This is a genomic window from Brevibacillus sp. HB1.1, from assembly GCF_013332445.1.
Taxonomy (GTDB): domain Bacteria; phylum Bacillota; class Bacilli; order Brevibacillales; family Brevibacillaceae; genus Brevibacillus; species Brevibacillus porteri.
Genome location: NZ_JABMIV010000011.1, coordinates 148,496 through 170,255 on the forward strand (window position 1 = coordinate 148,496; position 21,760 = coordinate 170,255).

General features: G+C 48.5%; 18 protein-coding genes and 1 pseudogene. 18 read left to right on the forward strand and 1 reads right to left on the reverse strand.

The genetic code is table 11. The annotated features are described in order from the left end of the window. Positions 1–42: 42 nt before the first annotated feature. The 6 genes from HPY27_RS24240 to HPY27_RS24265 all read left to right on the forward strand — a co-directional run bounded on the left by HPY27_RS24240 (position 43) and on the right by HPY27_RS24265 (position 6,900). On the forward strand, positions 43–1,569 hold the full coding sequence (locus tag HPY27_RS24240) for a YcdB/YcdC domain-containing protein (protein ID WP_174226169.1): 1,527 nt from the start codon (positions 43–45) through the stop codon (positions 1,567–1,569). 75 nt (positions 1,570–1,644) lie between these two features. Next, a complete protein-coding gene (locus HPY27_RS24245; RefSeq protein ID WP_017251749.1) occupies positions 1,645–2,193 on the forward strand; it encodes an RNA polymerase sigma factor in 549 nt (182 codons plus the stop codon). After that, complete coding sequence (locus HPY27_RS24250) at positions 2,180–3,868, forward strand: YcdB/YcdC domain-containing protein (protein WP_174226170.1); 1,689 nt, start codon at positions 2,180–2,182, stop codon at positions 3,866–3,868. The genes HPY27_RS24245 and HPY27_RS24250 overlap by 14 nt, the downstream gene beginning before the upstream one ends. A gap of 288 nt (positions 3,869–4,156) precedes the next feature. After that, complete coding sequence (locus HPY27_RS24255) at positions 4,157–6,127, forward strand: M6 family metalloprotease domain-containing protein (RefSeq protein WP_174226171.1); 1,971 nt, start codon at positions 4,157–4,159, stop codon at positions 6,125–6,127. A 183-nt stretch (positions 6,128–6,310) separates the two neighbouring features. Continuing rightward, positions 6,311–6,613 (forward strand): DUF2089 family protein, encoded by a 303-nt coding sequence (locus HPY27_RS24260; RefSeq protein ID WP_017251752.1) that lies wholly within the window; start codon positions 6,311–6,313, stop codon positions 6,611–6,613. Then, on the forward strand, positions 6,610–6,900 hold the full coding sequence (locus tag HPY27_RS24265; RefSeq protein WP_174226172.1) for a hypothetical protein: 291 nt from the start codon (positions 6,610–6,612) through the stop codon (positions 6,898–6,900). The genes HPY27_RS24260 and HPY27_RS24265 overlap by 4 nt, the downstream gene beginning before the upstream one ends. Positions 6,901–7,295: 395 nt before the next feature. Here the strand turns inward: HPY27_RS24265 and HPY27_RS24270 are convergent, their stop codons facing one another. Beyond that, entirely contained in the window at positions 7,296–8,384 is a 1,089-nt protein-coding gene (locus tag HPY27_RS24270; protein WP_174226173.1) for a suppressor of fused domain protein, read from the reverse strand. 145 nt (positions 8,385–8,529) lie between these two features. On the opposite strand from HPY27_RS24270, the gene HPY27_RS24275 reads away from it, so the two are divergent. The 12 genes and pseudogenes from HPY27_RS24275 to HPY27_RS24330 all read left to right on the forward strand — a co-directional run bounded on the left by HPY27_RS24275 (position 8,530) and on the right by HPY27_RS24330 (position 21,616). After that, complete coding sequence (locus tag HPY27_RS24275; protein ID WP_174226174.1) at positions 8,530–9,708, forward strand: DUF4272 domain-containing protein; 1,179 nt, start codon at positions 8,530–8,532, stop codon at positions 9,706–9,708. Next, a pseudogene (locus HPY27_RS30235) lies at positions 9,689–10,402 on the forward strand (alpha/beta fold hydrolase); the annotation flags it as partial. The gene HPY27_RS24275 and the pseudogene HPY27_RS30235, both read left to right, overlap by 20 nt. Positions 10,403–10,438: 36 nt before the next feature. Continuing rightward, positions 10,439–11,260: a DUF2785 domain-containing protein gene (locus HPY27_RS24285; RefSeq protein ID WP_174226224.1), complete on the forward strand. Its 822-nt coding sequence runs from the start codon at positions 10,439–10,441 to the stop codon at positions 11,258–11,260. A gap of 345 nt (positions 11,261–11,605) precedes the next feature. Then, positions 11,606–12,178 carry a TetR/AcrR family transcriptional regulator gene (locus HPY27_RS24290; RefSeq protein ID WP_174226175.1) on the forward strand — a complete coding sequence of 191 codons (573 nt, stop codon included), beginning with the start codon at positions 11,606–11,608 and terminating at the stop codon, positions 12,176–12,178. Positions 12,179–12,237: 59 nt separating this feature from the next. Then, positions 12,238–14,121, forward strand: a complete 1,884-nt coding sequence (locus HPY27_RS24295) for an alpha/beta fold hydrolase (protein WP_174226176.1) — start codon at positions 12,238–12,240, stop codon at positions 14,119–14,121. A 149-nt stretch (positions 14,122–14,270) separates the two neighbouring features. Beyond that, on the forward strand, positions 14,271–15,290 hold the full coding sequence (gene nikB / locus HPY27_RS24300) for a nickel ABC transporter permease (protein WP_254612983.1): 1,020 nt from the start codon (positions 14,271–14,273) through the stop codon (positions 15,288–15,290). Position 15,291: 1 nt separating this feature from the next. After that, positions 15,292–16,146, forward strand: a complete 855-nt coding sequence (locus HPY27_RS24305; protein WP_017251761.1) for an ABC transporter permease — start codon at positions 15,292–15,294, stop codon at positions 16,144–16,146. A 37-nt stretch (positions 16,147–16,183) separates the two neighbouring features. After that, complete coding sequence (locus tag HPY27_RS24310) at positions 16,184–17,173, forward strand: ABC transporter ATP-binding protein (RefSeq protein WP_174226177.1); 990 nt, start codon at positions 16,184–16,186, stop codon at positions 17,171–17,173. Then, on the forward strand, positions 17,170–18,132 hold the full coding sequence (locus HPY27_RS24315; RefSeq protein WP_017251763.1) for an ABC transporter ATP-binding protein: 963 nt from the start codon (positions 17,170–17,172) through the stop codon (positions 18,130–18,132). The genes HPY27_RS24310 and HPY27_RS24315 overlap by 4 nt, the downstream gene beginning before the upstream one ends. Positions 18,133–18,153: 21 nt before the next feature. Further along, positions 18,154–19,263, forward strand: a complete 1,110-nt coding sequence (locus HPY27_RS24320) for an aminopeptidase (RefSeq protein WP_174226178.1) — start codon at positions 18,154–18,156, stop codon at positions 19,261–19,263. A 14-nt stretch (positions 19,264–19,277) separates the two neighbouring features. After that, complete coding sequence (locus tag HPY27_RS24325) at positions 19,278–20,282, forward strand: dipeptidase (RefSeq protein ID WP_174226179.1); 1,005 nt, start codon at positions 19,278–19,280, stop codon at positions 20,280–20,282. Between the two features lie 20 nt (positions 20,283–20,302). After that, the gene (locus HPY27_RS24330; RefSeq protein ID WP_174226180.1) at positions 20,303–21,616 is read left to right on the forward strand and encodes a helix-turn-helix domain-containing protein; all 1,314 of its coding nucleotides are present in this window, start codon (positions 20,303–20,305) and stop codon (positions 21,614–21,616) included. Positions 21,617–21,760 lie beyond the last annotated feature (144 nt).

A 21,760-nucleotide genomic window follows, 5' to 3' on the forward strand; every position in this document is an offset into this window, starting at 1 on the left:
AGGACAAAAAACAAACACAAAATTCCTTGGGAGGGAACAACTGTGAAACATACAAAGAAATTGGCAAGTACGTTACTCATGGCAAGTCTGTTGGCGACAACTCCGCTATGGCTGCAACATCCAATAATGACCGTACAAGCTGCGACCAATCAAGGGCAGGGAGTGAAGCTCTCACCAGCAGCAGAAAAAACACTCCAGACGCTCTACGCCATCCAGCCTGAATTAAAAAGCATGGACAAAAGGATTAACGGACCGAAAAACGGTGTGTACGAGCTGCGCTATGACAAAGGAATTGCCCCAGGCAAGATGGAGCTGTATGCCATGGTGGGTCTGGATGCAACGACAGGTGCTTTGCATAGCTACGAAAACGAACAGGAAATGCAAAAGCAAAACAATCAGCCATCGGAGGCGGTTGCCAAACAAAAATCCGCGGCATTTTTGCAGAAGCTCCTGGGCGATGATTTCAAAAAGTACAAAGCCACCCAAACAACCAAGGGCGAATGGGATGCTGTCACCTACACGCGCCACGAGCATGGTGTACCTGTTTTCACCGATCGTTATGTCGTTGGAGTCAACAGTTCGAGTGTCATGTACTTGAACACGTTTGAAGGTGCCCCGCTCCGAGCAGCCTCCTCCTTGTTTGCCAAGCCAGGAAAGGTATTGTCCAAAGAAGAAGTGACTGGGAAAGTCGCTGCGCTCATGGAGCTCACTTATTCCGCTCATAAAAAGGAGACAAGAAAGCCGACTTTAAAATACTCGCTGGAGTCGACCGGATACTTGGATGCTGTGACAGGAGAAGAAATCGAGAGTGCCTCTTCCCTTAAAAGCCGTTACTCGGATGTCATAGGGGTCAAGCCAGGCGGCAAGAAGTTCACAGTCAGCAATGCCGATGAAGCTACGAAGGTGCTGACAGAAGAATTTCAAATGAAAATGGATGGAATCACGTTAGAGACGGATACACATACCCCAGCGGAAATGAAAGGGGAAGGGGAAACGATTTACAAGTCCAAGGGAAGAGACGGCAGTATCACGGTCTATACGCACAACAACGAAGTGACCGGCTTCCAGGTCCGTGGAAAAGTCGAGATGGCCCATACCATACAGAATGGCAACAATCCGGCGAATGCCCAGCTTTCATACGAGCAAGCCAAGGAAAAAGCGGTTCAGTTTTTGCAACCGTACCTCGACGCTAGTGTGAAAGAGCTGAAGATCGATCAGACCAAGATCATGATGCCTTCTGCAACGGCATACAGTTTCAGTTTCTACGCCTTGCATGACGGTGTGGTCGTGACAGACCAGCAATACCTCGTCAACGTAGACGGACAGACCGGGGAAATCGTGAATTTCATGGACTACTTTACGAAGCCTGCTGCTCCTTTCCCGGACAAAAAGACCGCCATTTCCAAAGAGGCAGCCGCCAAACAGTTTTTGAAAGACCGACCTGCTGTGCTCGGGTACATGTTCCCTGTTCAGAACGAGAAGGTGGAAGCAAAGCCAAGTCTGGTTTATTCTATCGACACGGTCTCTTACTTCTTGCTTGACGCGGTAACAGGAAAATCATTCAAATAATCGTATTCGATCCCGCTTCCCATTATGAGAAGCGGGATTCCATCATGTCCTGTCGCGAGAAGAGGAGGAAGAGCCTTGGATGCTCGAGAAGATCGAGGTCAGCAAGACATATCAGGGATATACAGGATGTATTCCAAAGAAGTCTATCAGTATCTCTATCATTTTATCGGAAGTCGGGAAGCCGCAGAGGATTTGACCCAAGAAGTGTTTGTACGCGTCATTAAATCCTTGCACAGATTTGAGGAGCGCTCGAGTATGCGCACTTGGATTTTACATATTGCCAAGCATGTCGCCATCGATGAATACAGAAAGAAACGGCTGCAAACGATTTTTGCCGGGACATTGCTAAAGCTGTTGCCCAGCTCAGAGGGGTTGCCGGAAAAAGAGTTGCAGGATAAAGAGGAACGTACTCATTTTGAAAAAGCGCTACTGCAACTAAAGCCCAAGTACCGAAACGTCATCGTATTGCGGGGAATTAGAGAGTATACGGTGAAGGAAACAGCGGAAATTCTCGGCTGCACAGAGGCGAAGGTCAAGGTAGACTTTCACCGCGCGATGAAGATGGTAAAAGAAACGGCGTTACACATTTATGAAAAGGGGGATGGTGTGCATGAAATTTCCTAGCGATGAAGAAGTGTTACAGGAATTTCGGAACAGACCGGATGCAGTCCCCCGCAGCGAGTTTTTGCACACATTGGAAAGAAAGCTGGTCGAGGTCGATCAACAGCATCGCAGCAGAAGCAAAACGCGACGCACGACAATTCGACTGGGATTATCCGCAGCGGTGCTGCTAGCAGTCTTTTTGCTGGCGCCGATTTTTACCCGGCTGATTACCAATCCGGAATCCATCATGACGACGCAGCCAGAAGTTCCGCTCGTGTTGAAAGGTCAGCAGCTGAAGCTGGCGGAAGTATCCCCTGCCGCGAAGCAAACCTTGGAAAAGCTGTTCAATCTCGTTCCGGAACTAAAGACGATGGAACCCAACGTCATCGGAAAAGAAGATGGGATCTATGAAATTGTCTTCTATCAAAAGGAGCAAGGAAAGGAACAACGGTATGCATCTGTGGAGATGGTGGCAGCCACGGGGAAAATGAGCCGCTACGAAAATGAGAGAGCGTTGAATGAAGGGGCACCTTCGCCTACAGAAGAACAAGCGAAGCAAGTATCTGCTGCCTTTTTACAAGCGCTGTTGGGAGACGAATTCAAACAGTACCAATCGAGTCAGACCAGCGGCAATGATTGGGATGCGGTGACCTATACGCGCTATGCAAATGGGCTGCCCGTTTTCTCGGACCGATACGTCGTTGGCGTCAACAGTAATATCGTCACATATGCCAATACGTTCGAAGCTGCGCCACTGCAAATATCGTCGAAGTCGTTTGCTGAACCGGACGCTGTATTGTCCGAAGAAGAAATCACAACGAAAGTGGCGTCGCTCATGGAGCTTACCTATTTTGCGAGTTCGAGACATAATGGGAAGCCATCGCTGACGTTTTCTCTCCAGACGACTGGATATGTGAATGCGGTGACAGGAGAAGAAGTATGGGGGGAAGCGTCACATAAAAGCCGGTACTCCGCTGCCATCCCGGTAACGCCTGGAAGTAAGAAGGTCGCTGTGCAAACAGAGGAAGAAGTGGCGAAGGCTGTGACGGAACAGTTTCAGGTGAATCTGGACGGATTTCTCCTCACTGGTGGTAGGAAGACGATGAAGGGCGAGCAGATGACGACCTACAAGGCCAAGGAAGGGCTAGGCAGAGTCACTGTCTACTCAAACGACGGGGTAATCACAGGCTTTCAGGTGCGCCGCAGTAAAGAGACGGCCAGCTCCACACTGCATCAGAACCATCCAATAAATGCCCAGCTTAGCTATGAGGAGGCCAAGGAAAAAGCTGTTCAGTTTTTGCAGCCTTATCTGGACAGTAGTGTGAAGGAACTGAAAATCGATGAGACCCAGATGTCGATGCCTTCTGCAACGGCTTACAGCTTCACTTTTTACGCCCTTCATAATGGCGTGATCGTTGCTGACCAGCATTACCTCGTCAATGTGGATGGGCAGAACGGGGAGATTGTCAATTTCATGGACTACTTCACGAGTCCGACTGAATCCTTCCCGGAATTGGATACAGTCCTATCGAGGGAAGAAGCAGCCAAGCGATTTTTGCAGAGTCATCCGGTTGAATTGGGGTATGTGCTTCCAGTAGCAGATGGGAAGCTGCAACAAAAGCCACTTCTGGTTTATACGGTGGACACGATTTCTGGCTTTAGGCTGGATGCAGTAACAGGAAGGGCATTCAAATAATGATAGGTGATCCCGCTTCTCATCATGAGGGGCGGGATTTTTTTGGCTAATTATAAAAAAATCCCCGATTTATAGAAAAAGTTAACATGTTGACAAAATTTACCAATATTGTAGGTAAGGGTATTCTGGTTGTTCTGTATAGATGATCTGTCCATTCATCCTATGTATGAATCTGGTGCAGTTATCAACAGAATTTTCCGCCTGCCATAGAAAGGGGGGCGTTCTTCATGAATCTATAGAGGGAACCATTCCCACAGGAGAACAACTTCTAAAACAGGAGGAATGGCTATGAAAAAAAGTTTTAAATGCCTGATCACGTCTGTTTTTTCTTTGATTTGTGTTTTGTACTTTCAAACGGACGTTTTTGCCGCACCCGCATACGATGGAGTTGTCAAAATGAAGCAACCGTCAGGTGAATCGTTTCAAGCCGTGATGCATGGAGATGAATGGTTCCATTGGGCAAGCACAAAGGATGGCGATGTACTTTTACAAGATCAGGAGGGGTATTGGAATTACGCTGAACTTACATCAGATGATCTGAAATCGACGGGGAAAAAATATAAAATTGACAAAAAGCCTTCAAAAGCGGTAAGTGAGAACAAATTGATGAAATGGATAAATAAGTACGACCCTCAAGCAAATAAAAAACAGGAGTTCATGAATGAGCTGCAAAATGAATTTTCGGGATTGCCAGAGAATATTGACGGAAGTGTCACGCCAGTTTCAGGAACCCCAAAATTGCTTGTTTTGTTAATTGGGTTTACAGATGTTGATATCGCATATAGCGCCAACGATTGGAGCAACAAATTCTTTTCTGCAAATCAAAAGTCAGTAAAGCATTACTATAATGAAGTGAGTAATGGAAAAGCACAGATCACTCCAGCATCCGAAATATATGGTACGCAAAATGATGGAGTTGTGAAAGTAAGATTAGATTACGCTCATCCGGATACATCGGGAAAAGACATTAGGACGGTTATAACAGATGCACTGGATAAAGCAGATCCTCAGGTGAACTTTGCTAGTTTTGATACCAATAATGATCAAGTCATCGACTTCAAAGATGGCTTCTACATTGTAACTGTTCTGGCTGGTAATGAAGAGGCTAGTGGTGGTGCAGTGCCAAATATTTGGGCACATCAGTGGTATGCTCCCAACACAAATCATGATGGTGTTACAGTATCAGGTATGTATACGACGCAGGGTGAAAAACAATTTGGTCATATGGCAACGATGGGTATCACTGCTCATGAATTGGGTCATTCCTTGGGCCTTCCAGATCTCTATGGTGCTAATAATCATGTGGGTGGTCTAAGTATAATGGCAAATGGAACCTGGAATAATCTCCAAGGGGAAGATCCTGGAACTACACCTACTCATATGGATGCCTGGTCAAAAGGAAAATTAGGATTTGTCACACCAACTGTAGTAAATGCCACTAACAATTTTACGCTACAAGCCATCCCGAATCATTATAATGTTTTAAAGGTTCCTTTAAAGGATAATACGTATTTTTTAGTTGAGAATCGCGAAAAAGTTGGATATGATGCTAGCTTGCAAACAGATTCTGGTGGCATCGCGGTTTGGCACATTGATGAATCCATGAATAATAACACGAATGATCCTCATCCTTTCATTGACATAGAGCAATCCGTGAGCGAATACCAAGACCCATTCTATTACACGAATAATAATCATGCTGCTTCCTTTAGTCCAGACACCAATCCGAACAGTAATACCTACACTGGAGAAAAATCGGGAGTAACGATTACGACGACAAGCACAAGTAATTCTGCCATGAATGTGAATGTGGCAGTCACAGCAGGAGAAGCTAGTCTGATTCCGCAAACGAATTGGACGCTAAAATATGTAGACAGCGATGAATTGTACAATGAAGCCCCGAAAGCCTTTGATGGAAACAACAGCACGTTTTGGCACACGAAATGGAGCCCCGTAGCTCCAATGCCGCACGAGATTCAAATTGACTTGGGTGCAACGTATAGCATTTCCAAATTCAGTTACCTGCCCAGACAAGATGGTCAAGTGAACGGAACGATCAAGAACTATGAGTTCTACGTCAGTAGTGATGGAGTGAATTGGGGAACAGCTGTAGCCATAGGTACCTTTGCAAATGATACGACGTTAAAAGAAGTCAGCTTTGCAGCCAAGACAGGTCGCTATATTAAACTGCGTGCCTTAAGCGAGGTAAACAATAACCCATGGACAAGTGCGGCCGAACTCAATGTATTTGGGCAATAATGAGAGTTGGGCACATTGGATGGATATTCGATTAACGAAGGTTGAATAGAAGGATGAGGACACGAGCGGGAGCATCAGGTGAGGATGCTCCTTTTTTATGGTTGATTTTCATTTTATTAAAAAATACTTTAATAAAATTGAGGTTTTCATTAATATAATGAAAGACAGGAGGCGAGGCGATTCATGGAACGCGACGAAATTCCATCTTGGGTGTTAGCTCTGGACAAGGAGACCCTCGAATTTATCAGGAAGTTTATTATCAGTTCGGGCTCTCTCAAGGGTATGGCTGATGAGTACGGTGTATCGTACCCAACAGTGAGGGCCAAGCTCGACCGAATCATTAAAAAGATCGAATTACATAGCAAGGAAGCGGAAGTAGAGTTCGTGCAAATGATCAAAAACCTAGTCATTGACGAACGGATGAGTTTGGAGGTAGCCAAGCTCGTTATTGAAAAATACAAACAAGAAAGAGATGAAAACAGATGAGTATGGGGATGATTCAATTTTTGGTTGGGCTCGGTATTGTGGGGATGCAAAATTTACTCGGCAGACTGAATCACGCTTATTGGGGGGCTATTTTCCCAGGCTTCTTTTTGGCGTACCTGGTCTACGGTTATGTTACTGGTTTATTTAAAGAAGGCAGTGAACTGACGTTGGTCTTGGTAGCAATTGGAGGGATCGCGATTCTATCATTGGCTTGGTCGGAAGGCAGAAGAGCGATGAAGGCGAAGAGGAAGAAAGAGATGGAGAGAATGGAGTTGCTTGATTTGTAGTTACTGGAACCACCTGAATAGGGTGGTTTTTGTTTTGATAATAGTAGCTGTTGTGGGGGAAGAAGCGCATTTCCAGTCTACGCTTCGGCCTACGCCCTGCAAGGGGGGATTGACTGTCCGCTCCGGAATAAATGGCGGGAGCGCTTCAAACGTAGAATATTCGATGCAGGATTCCATAAGTGAAGCTGAAAACCCCCGCCATTTATTCCTGCGCTGGGGCGGGCTCCAGAGGCGCTTCGACTGGAAATGCGCTTCTTCTGATGCGGCTTTTGTGAACCATCTTAAAAGCAGATTCACGGGGATCCATATAATATCTTCCCGTCTCAAAGTGTTGAGAAAACAAAAAACAGTCCCCACAGAATGTATTCCGCAGAAACTGTTTTCAAGCTTCACGCTTATTTCATAAATTTTGCTACCCCATTAAAAATCCATTCCGCACCATCTCCCGCGGAGCGCTGAAACAATTGCTCAGAACCGTTCATTTCTGCATACTGCTGTTCCTCTGCGGTAATCGGGATCATCCATAACAGATTCACAGGATCGCCTGCCATGAGCGGAAGTGGAATGGTTGGTGCATCCTCAGGCTTTGCGAGCAGCATGGAGGAGAAGCGGCTGTTGATTTGACTGATTTCCTGGCACGGAATGGTGTGACCTTGTGCGAGGAAGGTCATATACGACCACGGCAGAGAGGTTTGGCCACTGATGTAGGCCAGCAATTGCTGTTCGTTTTGGGCAAGCCATTTGGTTTCGCAGGCAAAGGCTAGCTCGAATCGGCGTAATTGCTCTGGCTCTTCTGTATACTGCTCGACTTTTGGCTGGCGCAATATGGACACGCCGAGGGTCATCGCATAGGTAACTTCACCTTTTTCGATGGTTACCAATGCTTTCGGGGGCCAGTGACCGCCGTCGATGCCGTAATACTGTTTAACTGGGCCGAGAGTCGAGGTAATCGCGTCCATGAACTGCTGCTGGATGTCAGGCCAAGGGTTGCCATCCCAGCTCGTCCAAAAATGCTGGGCAGCCTCGATACGGGCAAACATGGCGTTCGTTTCTGGTGTTCCCAGTGGAAAGCATAAATGAGATTCTCCGGTGCAATCTCGTGCATACGAAGGATAGTGCGAGCCGTCCGGGGAAGGGCCAGCCCAGCTGGGAATCACACACAGCACCTCATCCTCATACAAAAGTGCCGCTGCATCACCTTCCTCCAGCCAAACGATCGAGAGCCGTTCCGGGTCCAGCCTGTCTGCTCCATCCGGATGAGCGCAGCAATCGCGTGGCAGCATGGGAGCTTGACCATCCTGCATGGCATCGAAATCGATCGAGTCCGGTGCAGGTCCGTAATTTCTTACCCAACAAGAGCGAATGCTGGCATGCTCCTCACCGGGATAATCCCACAAATAAAAAAAGACGCCGTTCTCATCCTCTTCGACAAAGGCTTGAATCGGACAAATGGGAGAGAACTCCTCTAATAGGATGTTTTTCATAGGTTTCACCTTCAATCATCGTGGTAGATTCGCCGATAACTATAAAGATTCGTGCTTGATTAAACAGGGTTAGAATACCATAATTGACTATTGATTACAAAATTCAGTACCTTGAAAATGTTTGCTCAGCAAAGGAGGTTGCCAGATGAATCAATGCACCATCTATGTCTCCATCCAACAATGCGAGAAAGTCGTCGCTGCGATTGTCGAGGCTTTTCGTGATCAATTGGTAGAGGTATCCGCAGACGAGCGGGCCGTGACCGTGACAGATAAAAAATGGTTTAGCAAGAGCAAGATCACCTTCAATCTTATGCGCGAGGATGATGACCAAGAAGACTTTCTTCAGATGAAAAAAGGGATGTACGGTTACTTCGCACAGATTGAAACGGCCCACGAGAAGGTCCAGCAAAAGCTGTTGTACCAAATTACAGCGCTCAATGTGGCGGTAGGAATTGTAGCGAGTAAGGAAATCGACCAGAAGACGTTTGCGGCCATTATGGCGATTGCCGAAGAAGTACACGGGATCGTCTTTCTCCCTACCGGAGACATGCTCGATAAGCAAGGAAGGTTGATTCTCAATACGGCAGGAGAGACCGAAGTGGACGATTTTCTGGTGACGGTCAGCGTAGACCTGATCGATGGACATATTCAGCCCTCCCAGTCAGGAGAAGCGCGCAAGGAGCGGAGCATCGAGCTATTGCAGGAGCAAGGCATTCCGTACATCCAGCATCTTCCTGTCATCGTAGGCGACGAGGACGCTGTCATCAGGAGCAAGGATGAGATGGTCCAGCGAGCGATTGCTCTATGCTTGATTGCGGTATATGCCGGAGGGATCGCCGAAAACGGACAAATCAAGGAAGAGCGGGAGTTCATCGAGGGAATTATTGAGCAGTTTGGCGCTGCTGAATTCTTTACGGAAAAAGAGAGAGACTTCTTGAAGGATCCTCAGCCAGACCGAACCGATATGATTCAGATGGTATGGATGTACGAATGCTACTGGGTACTGCTGTGGGCGCTCGGGTATGTGGAAGAGCTCCATTTCCCTGATAAAATTTGTGATGTGAACACCGCGATTGATGCTCTCAGAAGCGCAGGTGACTATGACACCTTCTACGGCAATGCGGTGGTGAGAAGCAAACAGGAGATTCTCGACCAAGCAGATTTAATCTATCGCTATGACTGGGCATGCGTGGATGCGCGCATCAACAATCGCACGGTTGCAGGCGGTTTGAATGACGAAGTAGTCGTAGAAAGACACAGAGCATTGAATTGGCTGGTTCGTTACATGGAGGATGACTGGGATCATGTGTCGATGGATACATAGGCTATATTCGCGAAAAAGTGGAGCACCTTGTGTGATCTTCTTAGCAGGAATGGGCGATAGCGGTGAGATATGGCAGATCGTTCAAGACCGCATCTCGCAGGAAGCGTCTACCTTATCCTACGATCGGGCGGGTATTGGCAGGAGTCCAGCGGTAGCGGTCGTCCCCCGGACTTGTCGCGATCTGGTGGAGGAGCTATACGATTTGTTGCAGGAGATTGAGGTGGAGGCGCCTTGTATCTTAGTCGGACATTCTTTTGGCGGTTTGGTCGCTAGACTGTTTGCTAGTCTATATCCGCAGCTTGTTTCAGGGATAGTTTTGGTTGATGCTGCTCCCGAATATAAGGAGCTCGCATATGAAAAGGTTCTGCCTGACAACCTGATCGCAGCCAATAGAGAATATTATGAGAATCCGATGCTCAATCGAGAAAAGATCGATAAGATACGGAGCTATCAAGAGATCGTAGACTATTTTCGGCAAAGTGACATACCTGTCTCGATTATCACGAGAGGCTTACCGGACGTGTGGGACGAGGAATGGCCGAACGAGGAAATCTTAACCATTGAACAACGTCTGCAAGCCGATTTCAAGAGACTTTCAACCTCAAGCAAGCAAAGAATGGCTACTCGCAGCGGGCATTATATTCATCACGATGAACCAGATATCGTGATCGAGGAAATCTTGATCATGTTGAGAGCGGTTGAACACGTCAGCGATACAAGAACCCAGCTCATGCTGGATCTGCAAAGATTGGAGCAGGAACAATACCAGTTGCGTGAAGGGGAACAACTGCAAGATTTCGTCGGACGATTGCTGCAATATATTGGTGACCCTGACCCGGAATTGCGGGATAACCTCATCTACCCGGCATTCTATGAGTGGATTCTCGATGAGAACCAGCTGACAGAAGCACAATTGCGCAGCCTCCTGCGAGAATTGACCGACGAAAAGCATTTGTTCTATCAGGTCGGCAGCGACGGTAACCCATCCGTATTTACGAGGACATTCTCTTCGTTGCCGATTGCATTGATTTTGCGCCGTCACAGACAGAAGCCTTTTTTGGCGCTAGCTGATTTCCAACACGTGAGAACTGCCATGCTCCGCTATTTTCAAGAGGAGAAGGATTTGCGCGGCTATTTGTTCGAGGGAGGCTGGGCTCACAGTACAGCTCACGGTGCAGACGTATTCGTAGAGCTGGTACAGTGCCCAGAAAGCGATGAAGCCGTACAGCGAGACGTTCTTCGTGCGATCCAGGGCGTGCTGCATAACGAAAAGCACATTTTCAATGAGGAAGAGGACGAACGACTCGCGAGCATCGTAGATATCATGATAGACAAAGGTTTGCTTACCGAGCAGGAGCTCGCTGACTGGATCAATAGTTTAGCAAGCTGTGCCGAGCTTCCAAAAAGTCGTGCTCAAGTTATCACTAGAGTGAACAGCAAGAACTTTCTGCGCTGTCTTTATCTAAGAAGGGCACGAGATAGCCGGGAAAATGATCTGGCGGCTGCCATGTTTACTGCCGTAACGAAATGTAACAGATTTGCGATCACGTAATGGATGAAGGTTGATACCGTGACAGACGGTATCAACCTTTTCTTTTTTATATTAAGTTTTAAAAGTAGCGGTCAACCAACAAAGCTGGTGAGAAGAAAAAGCGCAGGGCTCGTAGACCTTGACAACGCCTACCCAGTCGGAACTAAAAAAAGGGGACCTGCTTGTCGAACACTTCTTCTTCGAGAACCTTCCGCCCGTAGGGTGGCTTTGGCTCGACGGTCCCCTTTTTGAAGTGGAGACGGACAGTCAATCTCCCTTGCGGGCGTGTCAGAGTCGAAGAGAACTGCGCTTTTTCTTCTCCTCCACTGATTGACAATCACCTGTTAGTACTATATAGTTCTAATTATGAAACGAACCTCAAACCGTGACCATGTCATCGCCACTGCATCCAATTTGTTTTTGCAAAAAGGACTCATGAATACCAGCATGGATGACGTCGTAGCACATAGCAAAGTCTCCAAGTCCAACATTTACTACCACTTCAAAAGCAAGGAGGAGCTCGTCGTAGCTGTACTCGGCTACAGAATCAACGTCCTGAGAGGAGCACTGGAAGTCATTTTGCAACGGACAGACCTGTCTGTTTCCGCACGGGTAGGGCTGATTTTTACCACCATCGCAGAAGAACTGGAGGGCCGCTCCTGTGTAGGAGGCTGTCCGATCCTTTCCTTGCTGTCGGCACAAATACCGGAGGTCAAAGCGCGAATCAACGAGTTCCTGATCGAATGGCAGAACCTAGCGGAAAAGCTGCTCGTGGAGGGAATCGCCCGTGGGGAATTCAAGGAAAATATCTCGATTCAGCAAACAGCAGTCTTGCTCGTGACCATTGTGGAGGGAGCGATGCTCATGGCTGAATCGCAGGGTCATGCACAGGTACTCATAGGCGCAGGTCAGACACTTCTGCACTTGATTCAAGTGTAGGATTTTTTTGAAGTGAATTAGTACTGATTAGTACTATGAATATAAAGGAGGCAGAAACAATGGCTGTCGTTTTTGTAACCGGTGCGACTGGATTTATCGGCAAGGAGGTAACAAAACAGCTGGCACGAGCTGGTCATACCGTGCTGGCGCTGGTTCGTTCGCCTGAGAAGTGGGATGAATTGCTGATGCAGATGACACCTACAGAGAGGTCTAATTGCAAGGCCGTGCGGGGTGATTTGCGAAAGGAGGGCTTGGGATTATCAGCGAGCGATTACCGCCAGGTATTGCGCGCAACTGTCATCATCCATGCAGGTGTCCCGATGGATATTTCGATGGATGAAACGGTGGGGAGAGACGTGATTTTACGAGGAGTAACTCATCTCACAGCAGTAGCAAACGAATTGCATAAACAACAGCGTCTGCAAAAGCTGATTCATATCGTTGGCTACATGAGTCCGTTTGACGATGAGAGCGGGAAGTTGGGGACAGATGTTTTTGCGCCAACCGATCTTTTACGAGAGGCAGGGGGCTACGAGAAATACAAGTTTCTGGCCGATCTATACCTTAGACAAGAGGCGTACCAAAAAGGAATGCCGCTGGTCGTGGTGAATCCGAGTACGATCATAGGCCCAAGAAGCACCGGGACCACAGAACAAACAGATGGATTGGGGCTCGTGATCAGCTCCATGCGGCGTGGTAAGTTCCCTGTTCTTCCCGGTGGCAAGGAGTGGTGGTTGCCTTTGCTGGCCGTCGACGATTTAGCCGAGGTCATTGTGGGAATTGTAGAGGCAAATTACATCGAACATCAAACGTATTACGCCTTAAATGAGCGTAGTGCGACGCCAGCTTTTTCGGAGTTAATTTTGTTGATGGCCAAAGAATTACGGATGAAGCCACCAGTGATTCCTTTCCCGGTATCGGTCTTGAAAAAAATTCTCCATAACGGCGGCAGCCGCTTGCTCGGGGTACCTGCCAATTCGATGGATTTTATCGTAAAGAAAGACTTCCCGCTCGCTCCCTTTCAGCAAATGAAAGCGAAAAAAGGCCTCGATGATTACGACGTAGCGGCTTATCTTCCCAGTGTGATTGCCGATCTGGACTATCGTTTGTCGGTCAAGGATCAGAAAGTGCCTCCTCACTTTCACCGAGAGCAAATCGCAGGCATGGCCGCGTACAAGAAAGAAGGCTCGGGTACTCCGTGGCTGCTCGTGCATGGGCTTTTCAGTGAGATGAGCGATTTACTTCCGCTCGCTGAACAGCTGGGCGAACAGGCAGTATGGTTATTGGATTTGCCCGGGTTTGGCAGATCGCCCTATCACCATCACGAAAAACCGATCGAGGGCTTTATCGAGGCAGTGGCCGAGGCATTGCGGCAGCTACCGTCCCCGGTTCATCTTGCAGGACATTCATTTGGCGGGTTTTTGGCGTGGGAGGCAGCAAAGCGAGTACCGGAAAAAATCGAGAAGCTATACCTTTTGCAGCCGCCCCTGCATGCGCCGAAGTATTCTTTGCTGCTGGCGGGATTGGGAAAAAGTCCAGCCCTCCTTCAGCGTTTTTTGCAAAAGCAGGTAACGCCAGCCAAATTGGAAAAAGCAATGCTTGAGCAAGGGGTATTTCAGTCCACGGAGGAAATGCCAAAAGGCTATGTAGACAGGACAGGTAAGCTCCTGCAATCCCCACGCATCAGCAAGACGCATACAGACGTTCTGCGCTATTTGATGAATGAATTCCGGCAAATGGGAGCGACACAGCCTTTCCCTTTTCCAGTCCAGATCGTATGGGGAACACAGGATAAAACGTATCAGCTGACAAAAGAAACAGAGGATGCATTCAGGGGAGCAAATGTAGAGATCGAAAGGCTCTCCGTCGCGCATCATTTTCCGCTCAGTCATCCACAGCTAACGGCAAATGTATTGCTACAGATGAGGTACGGCAAGGAATGAGGACGGAACGATTCTTCAGAAGGGGCATGGTAGAAAGGGACCATGCTCTTTTTGAATGAAGTAAGAAAAAAACAAGTTGAACTTTCTGTAAATTTGAAATAGACTATTTTTAACTAATAACGACACTATAACGACAAGTGTCGTTAGTGATGAAAAAGGGAGGAGAGCAAAGTGTCGGAACGCAACAGGAAGAAGCTAGTTTATACGGTTTCTCACATCTGGGTGAAGACCTCATGAAGCAGTATATAGTGAAGCGCTTATTGTCGGGCATCATTGTCCTGTTTGGACTCTCCGTTTTTACATTTCTGCTCATTCATCTCATCCCGGGTGACCCTGTGCGGATCATGCTAGGGCAGCGGGCGACTGTGGAACAAATCGAATCGCTTCGCGGAGAGCTGGGCTTGAACAAACCTTTGGTCGTCCAGTATCTCGACTATGCTTCTGGCGTTTTGAAAGGGGATCTCGGCACTTCCCTGAAAACGGGCCGGCCTGTCAGCACAGAAATTGCTGATCGTTTTCCCGCGACAGCAAAAATGGCAGTAGCCAGCCTCGTGGTGGCAGTTGTGATCGGTATCGGGCTGGGTGTCCTAGCGGCGAAATACAAGGATACACCCATCGATGGAGCGATTATGACCTTTTCCACCTTTGGTATGTCTATACCCGGCTTTTGGTTGGGCTTACTCGTTATCCTTGTTTTCTCCGTCCATTTGGGCTGGTTTCCGATTGCGGGAGGGACGGGGCTAAAAGACATGGTTCTTCCAGCGTTTACCTTGGGGACATTGATGGCGACGGCACTTAGCCGACTCACTCGTGCTGGCATGGTAGAGGTTTTGTCCAATGACTATATCCGAACAGCACGTGCGAAAGGGATGAATGAACGAATTGTGCTGCTGCGGCACGCTTTTCGCAATGTGATGATTCCGATTGTGGCTGTCATTGGCCTGGAGCTGGCTGGCTTGCTGGGTGGGGCTGTGATTGTCGAGCAGGTTTTTGGCTGGCCGGGAGTGGGTACTTTGGCGATTCAAGCGATTAGCTCGCGGGATTTTCCGATGATTCAAGGAACGACGTTGTTTATTGGAGCTGTATATGTCCTCGTTGTCATTTTGATTGATGTCTTGTACGCGATTCTCGATCCTCGTATTGACTACGCCGCGAAGGAGGGGGTGTAGCGTGTTCTGGAGCAAGCAATGGTCCATGCCTCGTTTGGAATTATGGGAGAAGATCATGCAGCAAAAGAAAGCGAAATACAGCTTCCTGATGATGCTCTGCATCGTTTTGCTGGGAATCATCGGGCCGTGGATAGCTCCACATGATCCTACGAAAACGTACTACGAAGCATTTATGCAAGGGCCGTCGAAAGACTTTTGGCTAGGGACAGATGCGATTGGCCGCGATATTTTATCCCGGATGCTGTACGGAACACGAGTGACACTGACCGTAGCCGTGCTAGCGTCTGTCATGACGTTTGTAGCAGGAACGCTGATAGGTGTGACATGCGCTTACCTCGGAGGAATTGTTGACAATCTGATCATGAGAATCATGGACATCATGCTGGCGTTGCCCGGTATTGTGCTTGCTCTAGCCATTGTAGCTGTGCTCGGACCGAGTCAGGAAAATGCGATGATCGCGATCGGAATATCATCGATTCCGGCCTTTTCAATTCTGATTCGTGGTGCGGCACTCTCCATCAAGCAATCCGGCTATGTGGAAGCAAGTCGCTCCATCGGCAGCTCGAATTGGTGGATCATTACGCGCCAGTTCATTCCGAACATCTCGAACGTGCTGATCGTCTATACGACCATGTTTATTGGCAGTGCCATTTTGGGGACCTCGGCACTGGGCTTTATCGGTTTGGGTGCCCAGCCTCCTACACCGGAGTGGGGAACGATGCTGAATGAAGGGAAGAATTACTTGCGAGAAGCTTGGTGGCTCGCTACGTTTCCCGGTCTTGCGATTACGGCAGTCGTTTTTACGGTGTATCTGCTCGGGGATGCTTTGCGGGATATCTTTGATCCCAAATCATAGTTGGCGAGCTTCCGTTCCCGAAAAAGGAGTGAGTAACGTGACGAATGTGTTGGAAGTGACAGGATTGACTACCACGTTTTCAAAAAATGAAAGGGCTTTCAAGGTGGTGGACAATCTTTGCTTACAGGTCAAAAGAGGTGAATCGGTCGGGATCGTCGGAGAATCAGGATGTGGAAAAAGCGTTGCCTCTCTATCCGTGATGCGCTTGCTCAGTAAAAACGGAAGCATTGCAGGCCGTATTCAACTGAACGGAGCCGATCTCTTGCGCTATAGCGAAAAAGAGATGCAGAAGATTAGAGGAAAAGAGATCGCTATGATCTTTCAGGAGCCGATGACTTCGCTAAACCCGGTACTGACCATCGGCAAGCAATTGAGCGAAGGACTGGAAAAGCATGAGGGCATGAACCGAGTTCAATCGAGACAAAGAGTGCTCGAGCTGTTGACGCAGGTGGGTATTTCACGTGCCAATGAAATCTATCATGAGTACCCGCATCGTCTGTCAGGGGGGATGCGACAGCGCGTGATGATCGCGATGGCGATTGCTTGTCATCCAAAGCTGCTGATAGCGGACGAACCGACGACTGCCCTAGATGTAACAATCCAGGCGCAAATATTGGATGTCATGAAAAAAATCCAAAGAGAACTGGGCATGTCGCTCATCATGATCACGCATGATTTGGGCGTCGTCGCTGAGACATGTGACCGGGTACTGGTGATGTATGCCGGGCAGGTCATTGAAGCGGCGGACGTTCGCACACTGCTCCGAAGCCCCAAGCATCCGTACACCATGGGCTTGATCAAGTCAACGCCACATAATGCCAAAGGCCAGAAGAGATTGCACAGTATCGCGGGAAGTGTGCCGGCCCCCGATCATTATCCGAAGGGCTGCCGTTTTGCACCGCGATGCGAGAAGGTGATGCCTGTCTGTTTGGAGCAAAATCCCCCGTTGCTGGATGTGGATCAACAGTCGGAGTGCCGTTGTTGGCTGTATCGAGAGAACAGGGAAAGCACGGCGGTGAATGGATGAAGACGCCTCTTTTGCAAGTGAAGAACCTGAATAAGAAGTTCCTAGTCGGCAAAGGGTGGTTCCAGCAGCCGAGTTACGTGCATGCCGTCCATGGAGTGAACGTGACTGTCAACGCAGGTGAAACGTTGGGAATCGTGGGAGAGTCAGGCTGTGGCAAGTCAACACTGGGCAGATGCATTTTGCGCTTGATCGAGCCGACAGACGGCGAGATCGTGTTCGAGGGTCAAAATATCCGCAGCTTACAGAAGGCAGACATGCAAAAGCTGCGGCGTGATATGCAAATGGTGTTTCAAAATCCATTTGATACCCTCAATCCAAAGCTGACGATCCAGCACATTTTGTCAGAGCCATTAATTGCCCATGGTATCCCAAAGCGCGAGCGAGCAGCCATGATCGAAGAGACGCTGGAGATCGTCGGTTTGAACAAAAGTCATTTGTCGCGATACGCCCATGAGTTTTCCGGAGGACAAAGGCAAAGAATCGGGATCGCTCGCGCCTTGATGCTCAGGCCAAAGCTCATCATAGCTGACGAGCCTGTGTCCGCCCTGGATGTATCGATCCAATCGCAAATTCTCAATTTGCTTCAGGATTTGCAGGAGCAGTTTTCGCTCACGTATCTTTTTATCTCGCATGACTTGAGTGTCGTCGAGCATATCGCCGATCGAGTAGCGGTGATGTACTTGGGAGAAGTGATTGAGCTGGCGAAAAAAGAGGAGCTGTTTCAGCGCCCGATGCATCCCTACACTCAGTCGCTTCTCTCCGCCATTCCCATCACTGATCCTGACGAGAAAAAAGAACGGATCATTTTAACGGGGGATCTGCCGTCTCCATCGAATCCGCCGCAGGGCTGCAAGTTTCACCCGCGCTGTTGGGCGTGTATGGACGTGTGCAAGACAGAAGCTCCTCCATTCACAGAAGCAGACGGCAGACTCGTTGCGTGTCATCTCTATACAAAATAAGGGAGCAGGAGTGATAGATAGATGTTGGACCCACGTCTTACGAAGCTGGCGAATGTGCTGGTGAATTACTCGACGAATGTGCAGCCGGGAGATAACGTGCTGATCGATGCGATGGAGGTGGACGCCGCTCTGATTAAGGAGCTCGTCAAAGCTGTTTCGCGAGCAGGCGGACATTCTTTTGTGAACCTGCGTGAATCCTCGATTAGCCGTCAGTTATTGCTAGCGGGAACAGAGGAGCAATTTCGTTTAGAAACGGAGATGGACAAAGAGCGAATGGAAAAAATGCAAGCGTGCATCATCATCGAGGGTGGGCTGAACATCAATGAAGTGTCTGATGTCCCTGATGAGCAGATGAAGCTGGCTACGTCCTTTTTCAAAGAAGTAAGTATCGTGCGTCTCAAAAAGAAATGGGTCTATCTCCGTTATCCGACGCCTTCCATGGCGCAGCTAGCGAATAAGAGTACAGAAGCGTTCGAACAGTTCTACTTCGATGTCTGCACAATGGATTATGCCAAAATGGCAAAAGCCATGCAGCCGCTCAAGGAGCTGATGGAGCGAACGGACCGTGTGAAAATCACGGGACCTGGCACAGAGCTGACCTTCTCAATCAAAGGTATTCCTGCGATTCCGTGTCCGGGGCACTATAACATACCAGACGGTGAAGTATTTACGGCTCCTGTTCGCGATTCGGTGAACGGTGTCATATCGTTTAACACGCCTTCGCCTTATCAAGGCTTTACCTTTGAAAAGGTACGGCTGGAGTTTGTGGACGGGAGAATCGTTAACGCCACAGCCAATGACACGGAGCGCTTGAACAACATTTTGGATACGGATGAAGGTGCCCGGTACATTGGGGAGTTTGCATTGGGGGTGCACCCGTTCATTCGGGAGCCCATGCAGGATATTTTGTTCGATGAAAAAATCGACGGCAGCTTCCACTTTACCCCGGGACGATGCTACGACGAGGCATCCAACGGTAACAAATCAAACATCCACTGGGACATGGTCATGATTCAACGCCCAGAGTACGGTGGCGGTGAGATTTGGTTCGACGACCATTTGATTCGCAGAGACGGACGCTTTCTCTTGCCAGAGCTTGCACCACTTAATCCGGAAAACTTGAAAGAGTAGGAGGAGCATGAGACATGACACATGGAATCGACGCGCATTTTGACCTTTTGCTAGATGTCGTTATTCAACGCGAGCACGGCAGGCGAAAAGTAATAGAATCGGAATACTTACCTGATTTCGTGGCTGGCGGGGTGCAGACGGTTGTCGCAGCGATTTATATCGACAACAAATTCCTGCCGGAGATGGGCTTGAGAAAAGCACTGCAACAAATCAGCGCGTTGCACGCGGAAGCAGATGAATCGCCTGAGAAGATTATGGTTTGCAAAAGTGTGGAAGACATCGAGACCGCGAAGCGAATGGGGAAAATTGGTTTTGTACTCTCTCTGGAGGGCGCGGAACCGTTATATAATGATCTGAGTATGCTCCGTGTTTTTTACGAGCTGGGCGTGCGCCTAATGGGACTTGTGTGGAGCAGGCGGAATTTCGTTGGAGACGGTAGTCATTTTAGTCCGGTACGAGAAGGGCGCAAGGGCGGGCTCACCGAGTTCGGCATCCGCGTCGTCGAAGAGGCAGAAGCGATGGGAATCATCATTGATGTCAGCCATCTAAATGACGAAGGCTTCTGGGATCTGATCGAGGTAGCACGAAAGCCCATCATCGCTTCGCATTCCAATTGCCGGACATTAGCGAGCTCCATGCGCAATCTGACGGATGAGCAAATCAGGGCGATCGCATTCACCAACGGCGTAATCGGCATCAATGGCGTCAATCTGTTTGTAGCGGACACAGACGACCAGGCTGATATCGAGCACATGATCAATCACGTCGATCACATCGTGAAGCTGGTTGGCATTGAACACGTCGGACTGGGTCTGGACATCATCGAGCCATTTATGAAATACGATTCTCCCGATGCGTTTATTCAAGCAGGACGCAAAGATTTTGATGTCGTAAAAGGACATACCAAGGTTCCGGAGCTTGCGCGTGCCCTTGCCAAAAGAGGGTACAAGGATGAAGCGATTGAGCGTATTTTGGGCAAAAACTTCATTCGCGTGTTCAAGGACGTGTGGAAATCATAGAGAGATGAGGGAGTGGAACATTGACCATTACGATAGCGGTAATCTCTTCGGAAGAATTTTTGCCAAGGATCTTGAAGCATACCCAATCCATCGATTACATTCAACTGACCTCGTATACATACCAGAACCCCAAAGAGAGTGCTGCGTTGCTTGATCAAATCCATGACTGCGACGTGCTGCTTTTTGCTGGCCCACTTCCTTATTTTTTTGCCAAGGAAAAGGTAGAGCAAAAGAAGCTGCCTGCGGTGTACATTCCGCTCGATGAATATACCATTTCCCTCTCGTTGTTTCATACCTTGCTGAACGTTCCAGGAGGACTGGACCGCATCTCGATAGATTTGCCAAAAGCGGAGTATATTGAGAAGGTTGCTGAAGAATTGGGCATTACTTCTACGCCTTGGTATGTAAAAGACTACAGTGAGATTATTGAAGAAGGCGGGACGAGATTTGACGTGGAGGAGATTATTCAATTCCACAAGGAGCGCTGGGAACAGAAAAAGAGCCATTTTGCTTTGACTGGCGTTGACTACGTATACAGTCGATTACGTGAGATGAATATCCCTTCCGCTTCTCTCGTTAGTCCCGATAAAAATATTCGCGATGCCGTCAATCAAGCTATTGCTTACGGCCGATTGAAAATTAGCAAAAATTCGCAGATAGCTGTGGGGATTGCAGCGATCCAGCAAAATGATGGTCCGCCAGTAGAAACACAATGGCAAGATGCGACGATTATTTTGTTGCAAGAGCTGCTGGAGCTCGTCAAAGAGACGGACGCTTCCATTCAAAAATTGGGACTAGATCAATTCATCATCTATGGCACGAGAGGCAGCATCGAGCAAATGATTGAATACGGGAAGATCATGCAAGTAGTGGGCAATGTCGATCTGCTTGCCAAAGTGACGGTTGCCATTGGGTTTGGTTTTGGCCTAACAGCGAAAGAGGCCGAAGCGAACGCACGCATTGCGATCTATCATGCCCAGAAAACAAAAGAAAGCAGTGCGTATTTGGTGACGGATGAAAAAGAAGTGATCGGTCCGTTGAATACAGAAGCGAAGACGTTCCAATTAAAAAGCGAGAACAAGGAAGTGCTGGAGATCGCGGAGAAGACTGGCGCAAGTGTCGCTACCATCACGAAAATCATGCAGTATGTCAAGCTTCGCCGCGATAACCGCTTCACCGCTTCCGATTTAGCCGAGTACCTCCAGATCAGTCGCCGCAGTTCAGAAAGAACCTTGAAAAAACTGATCGATCATCAGGTCGTAGAGGTCGTCGGAGAAGAACAGCCGTATCAGCAAGGACGCCCGCGGGCTGTGTATCGCCTTAATTATTCATGACTCTCCTCATGTAACATCAACCTGTCCCGGTTTTCCGTTTGCGAAGGCAATCCGGGACCCCCACATCCCTCATGTAAGAAGCAATCCGACCTAATTAGCGACTATATAACGACAAAAGCAAGCTTCAAATGGAAATGACTCGAA

Excerpts from the sequence above, each read along its gene's own strand:
- HPY27_RS24250 (WP_174226170.1), top strand. The coding sequence starts at position 2,180 with ATGAAATTTCCTAGCGATGAAGAAGTGTTACAGGAATTTCGGAACAGA.
- HPY27_RS24255 (WP_174226171.1), top strand. The coding sequence starts at position 4,157 with ATGAAAAAAAGTTTTAAATGCCTGATCACGTCTGTTTTTTCTTTGATT.
- HPY27_RS24260 (WP_017251752.1), top strand. The coding sequence starts at position 6,311 with ATGGAACGCGACGAAATTCCATCTTGGGTGTTAGCTCTGGACAAGGAG.
- HPY27_RS24265 (WP_174226172.1), top strand. The coding sequence starts at position 6,610 with ATGAGTATGGGGATGATTCAATTTTTGGTTGGGCTCGGTATTGTGGGG.
- HPY27_RS24270 (WP_174226173.1), bottom strand. The coding sequence starts at position 8,384 with ATGAAAAACATCCTATTAGAGGAGTTCTCTCCCATTTGTCCGATTCAA.
- HPY27_RS24275 (WP_174226174.1), top strand. The coding sequence starts at position 8,530 with ATGAATCAATGCACCATCTATGTCTCCATCCAACAATGCGAGAAAGTC.
- HPY27_RS24285 (WP_174226224.1), top strand. The coding sequence starts at position 10,439 with ATGCTGGATCTGCAAAGATTGGAGCAGGAACAATACCAGTTGCGTGAA.
- HPY27_RS24290 (WP_174226175.1), top strand. The coding sequence starts at position 11,606 with ATGAAACGAACCTCAAACCGTGACCATGTCATCGCCACTGCATCCAAT.
- HPY27_RS24295 (WP_174226176.1), top strand. The coding sequence starts at position 12,238 with ATGGCTGTCGTTTTTGTAACCGGTGCGACTGGATTTATCGGCAAGGAG.
- nikB (WP_254612983.1), top strand. The coding sequence starts at position 14,271 with ATGAAAAAGGGAGGAGAGCAAAGTGTCGGAACGCAACAGGAAGAAGCT.
- HPY27_RS24315 (WP_017251763.1), top strand. The coding sequence starts at position 17,170 with ATGAAGACGCCTCTTTTGCAAGTGAAGAACCTGAATAAGAAGTTCCTA.
- HPY27_RS24320 (WP_174226178.1), top strand. The coding sequence starts at position 18,154 with ATGTTGGACCCACGTCTTACGAAGCTGGCGAATGTGCTGGTGAATTAC.
- HPY27_RS24325 (WP_174226179.1), top strand. The coding sequence starts at position 19,278 with ATGACACATGGAATCGACGCGCATTTTGACCTTTTGCTAGATGTCGTT.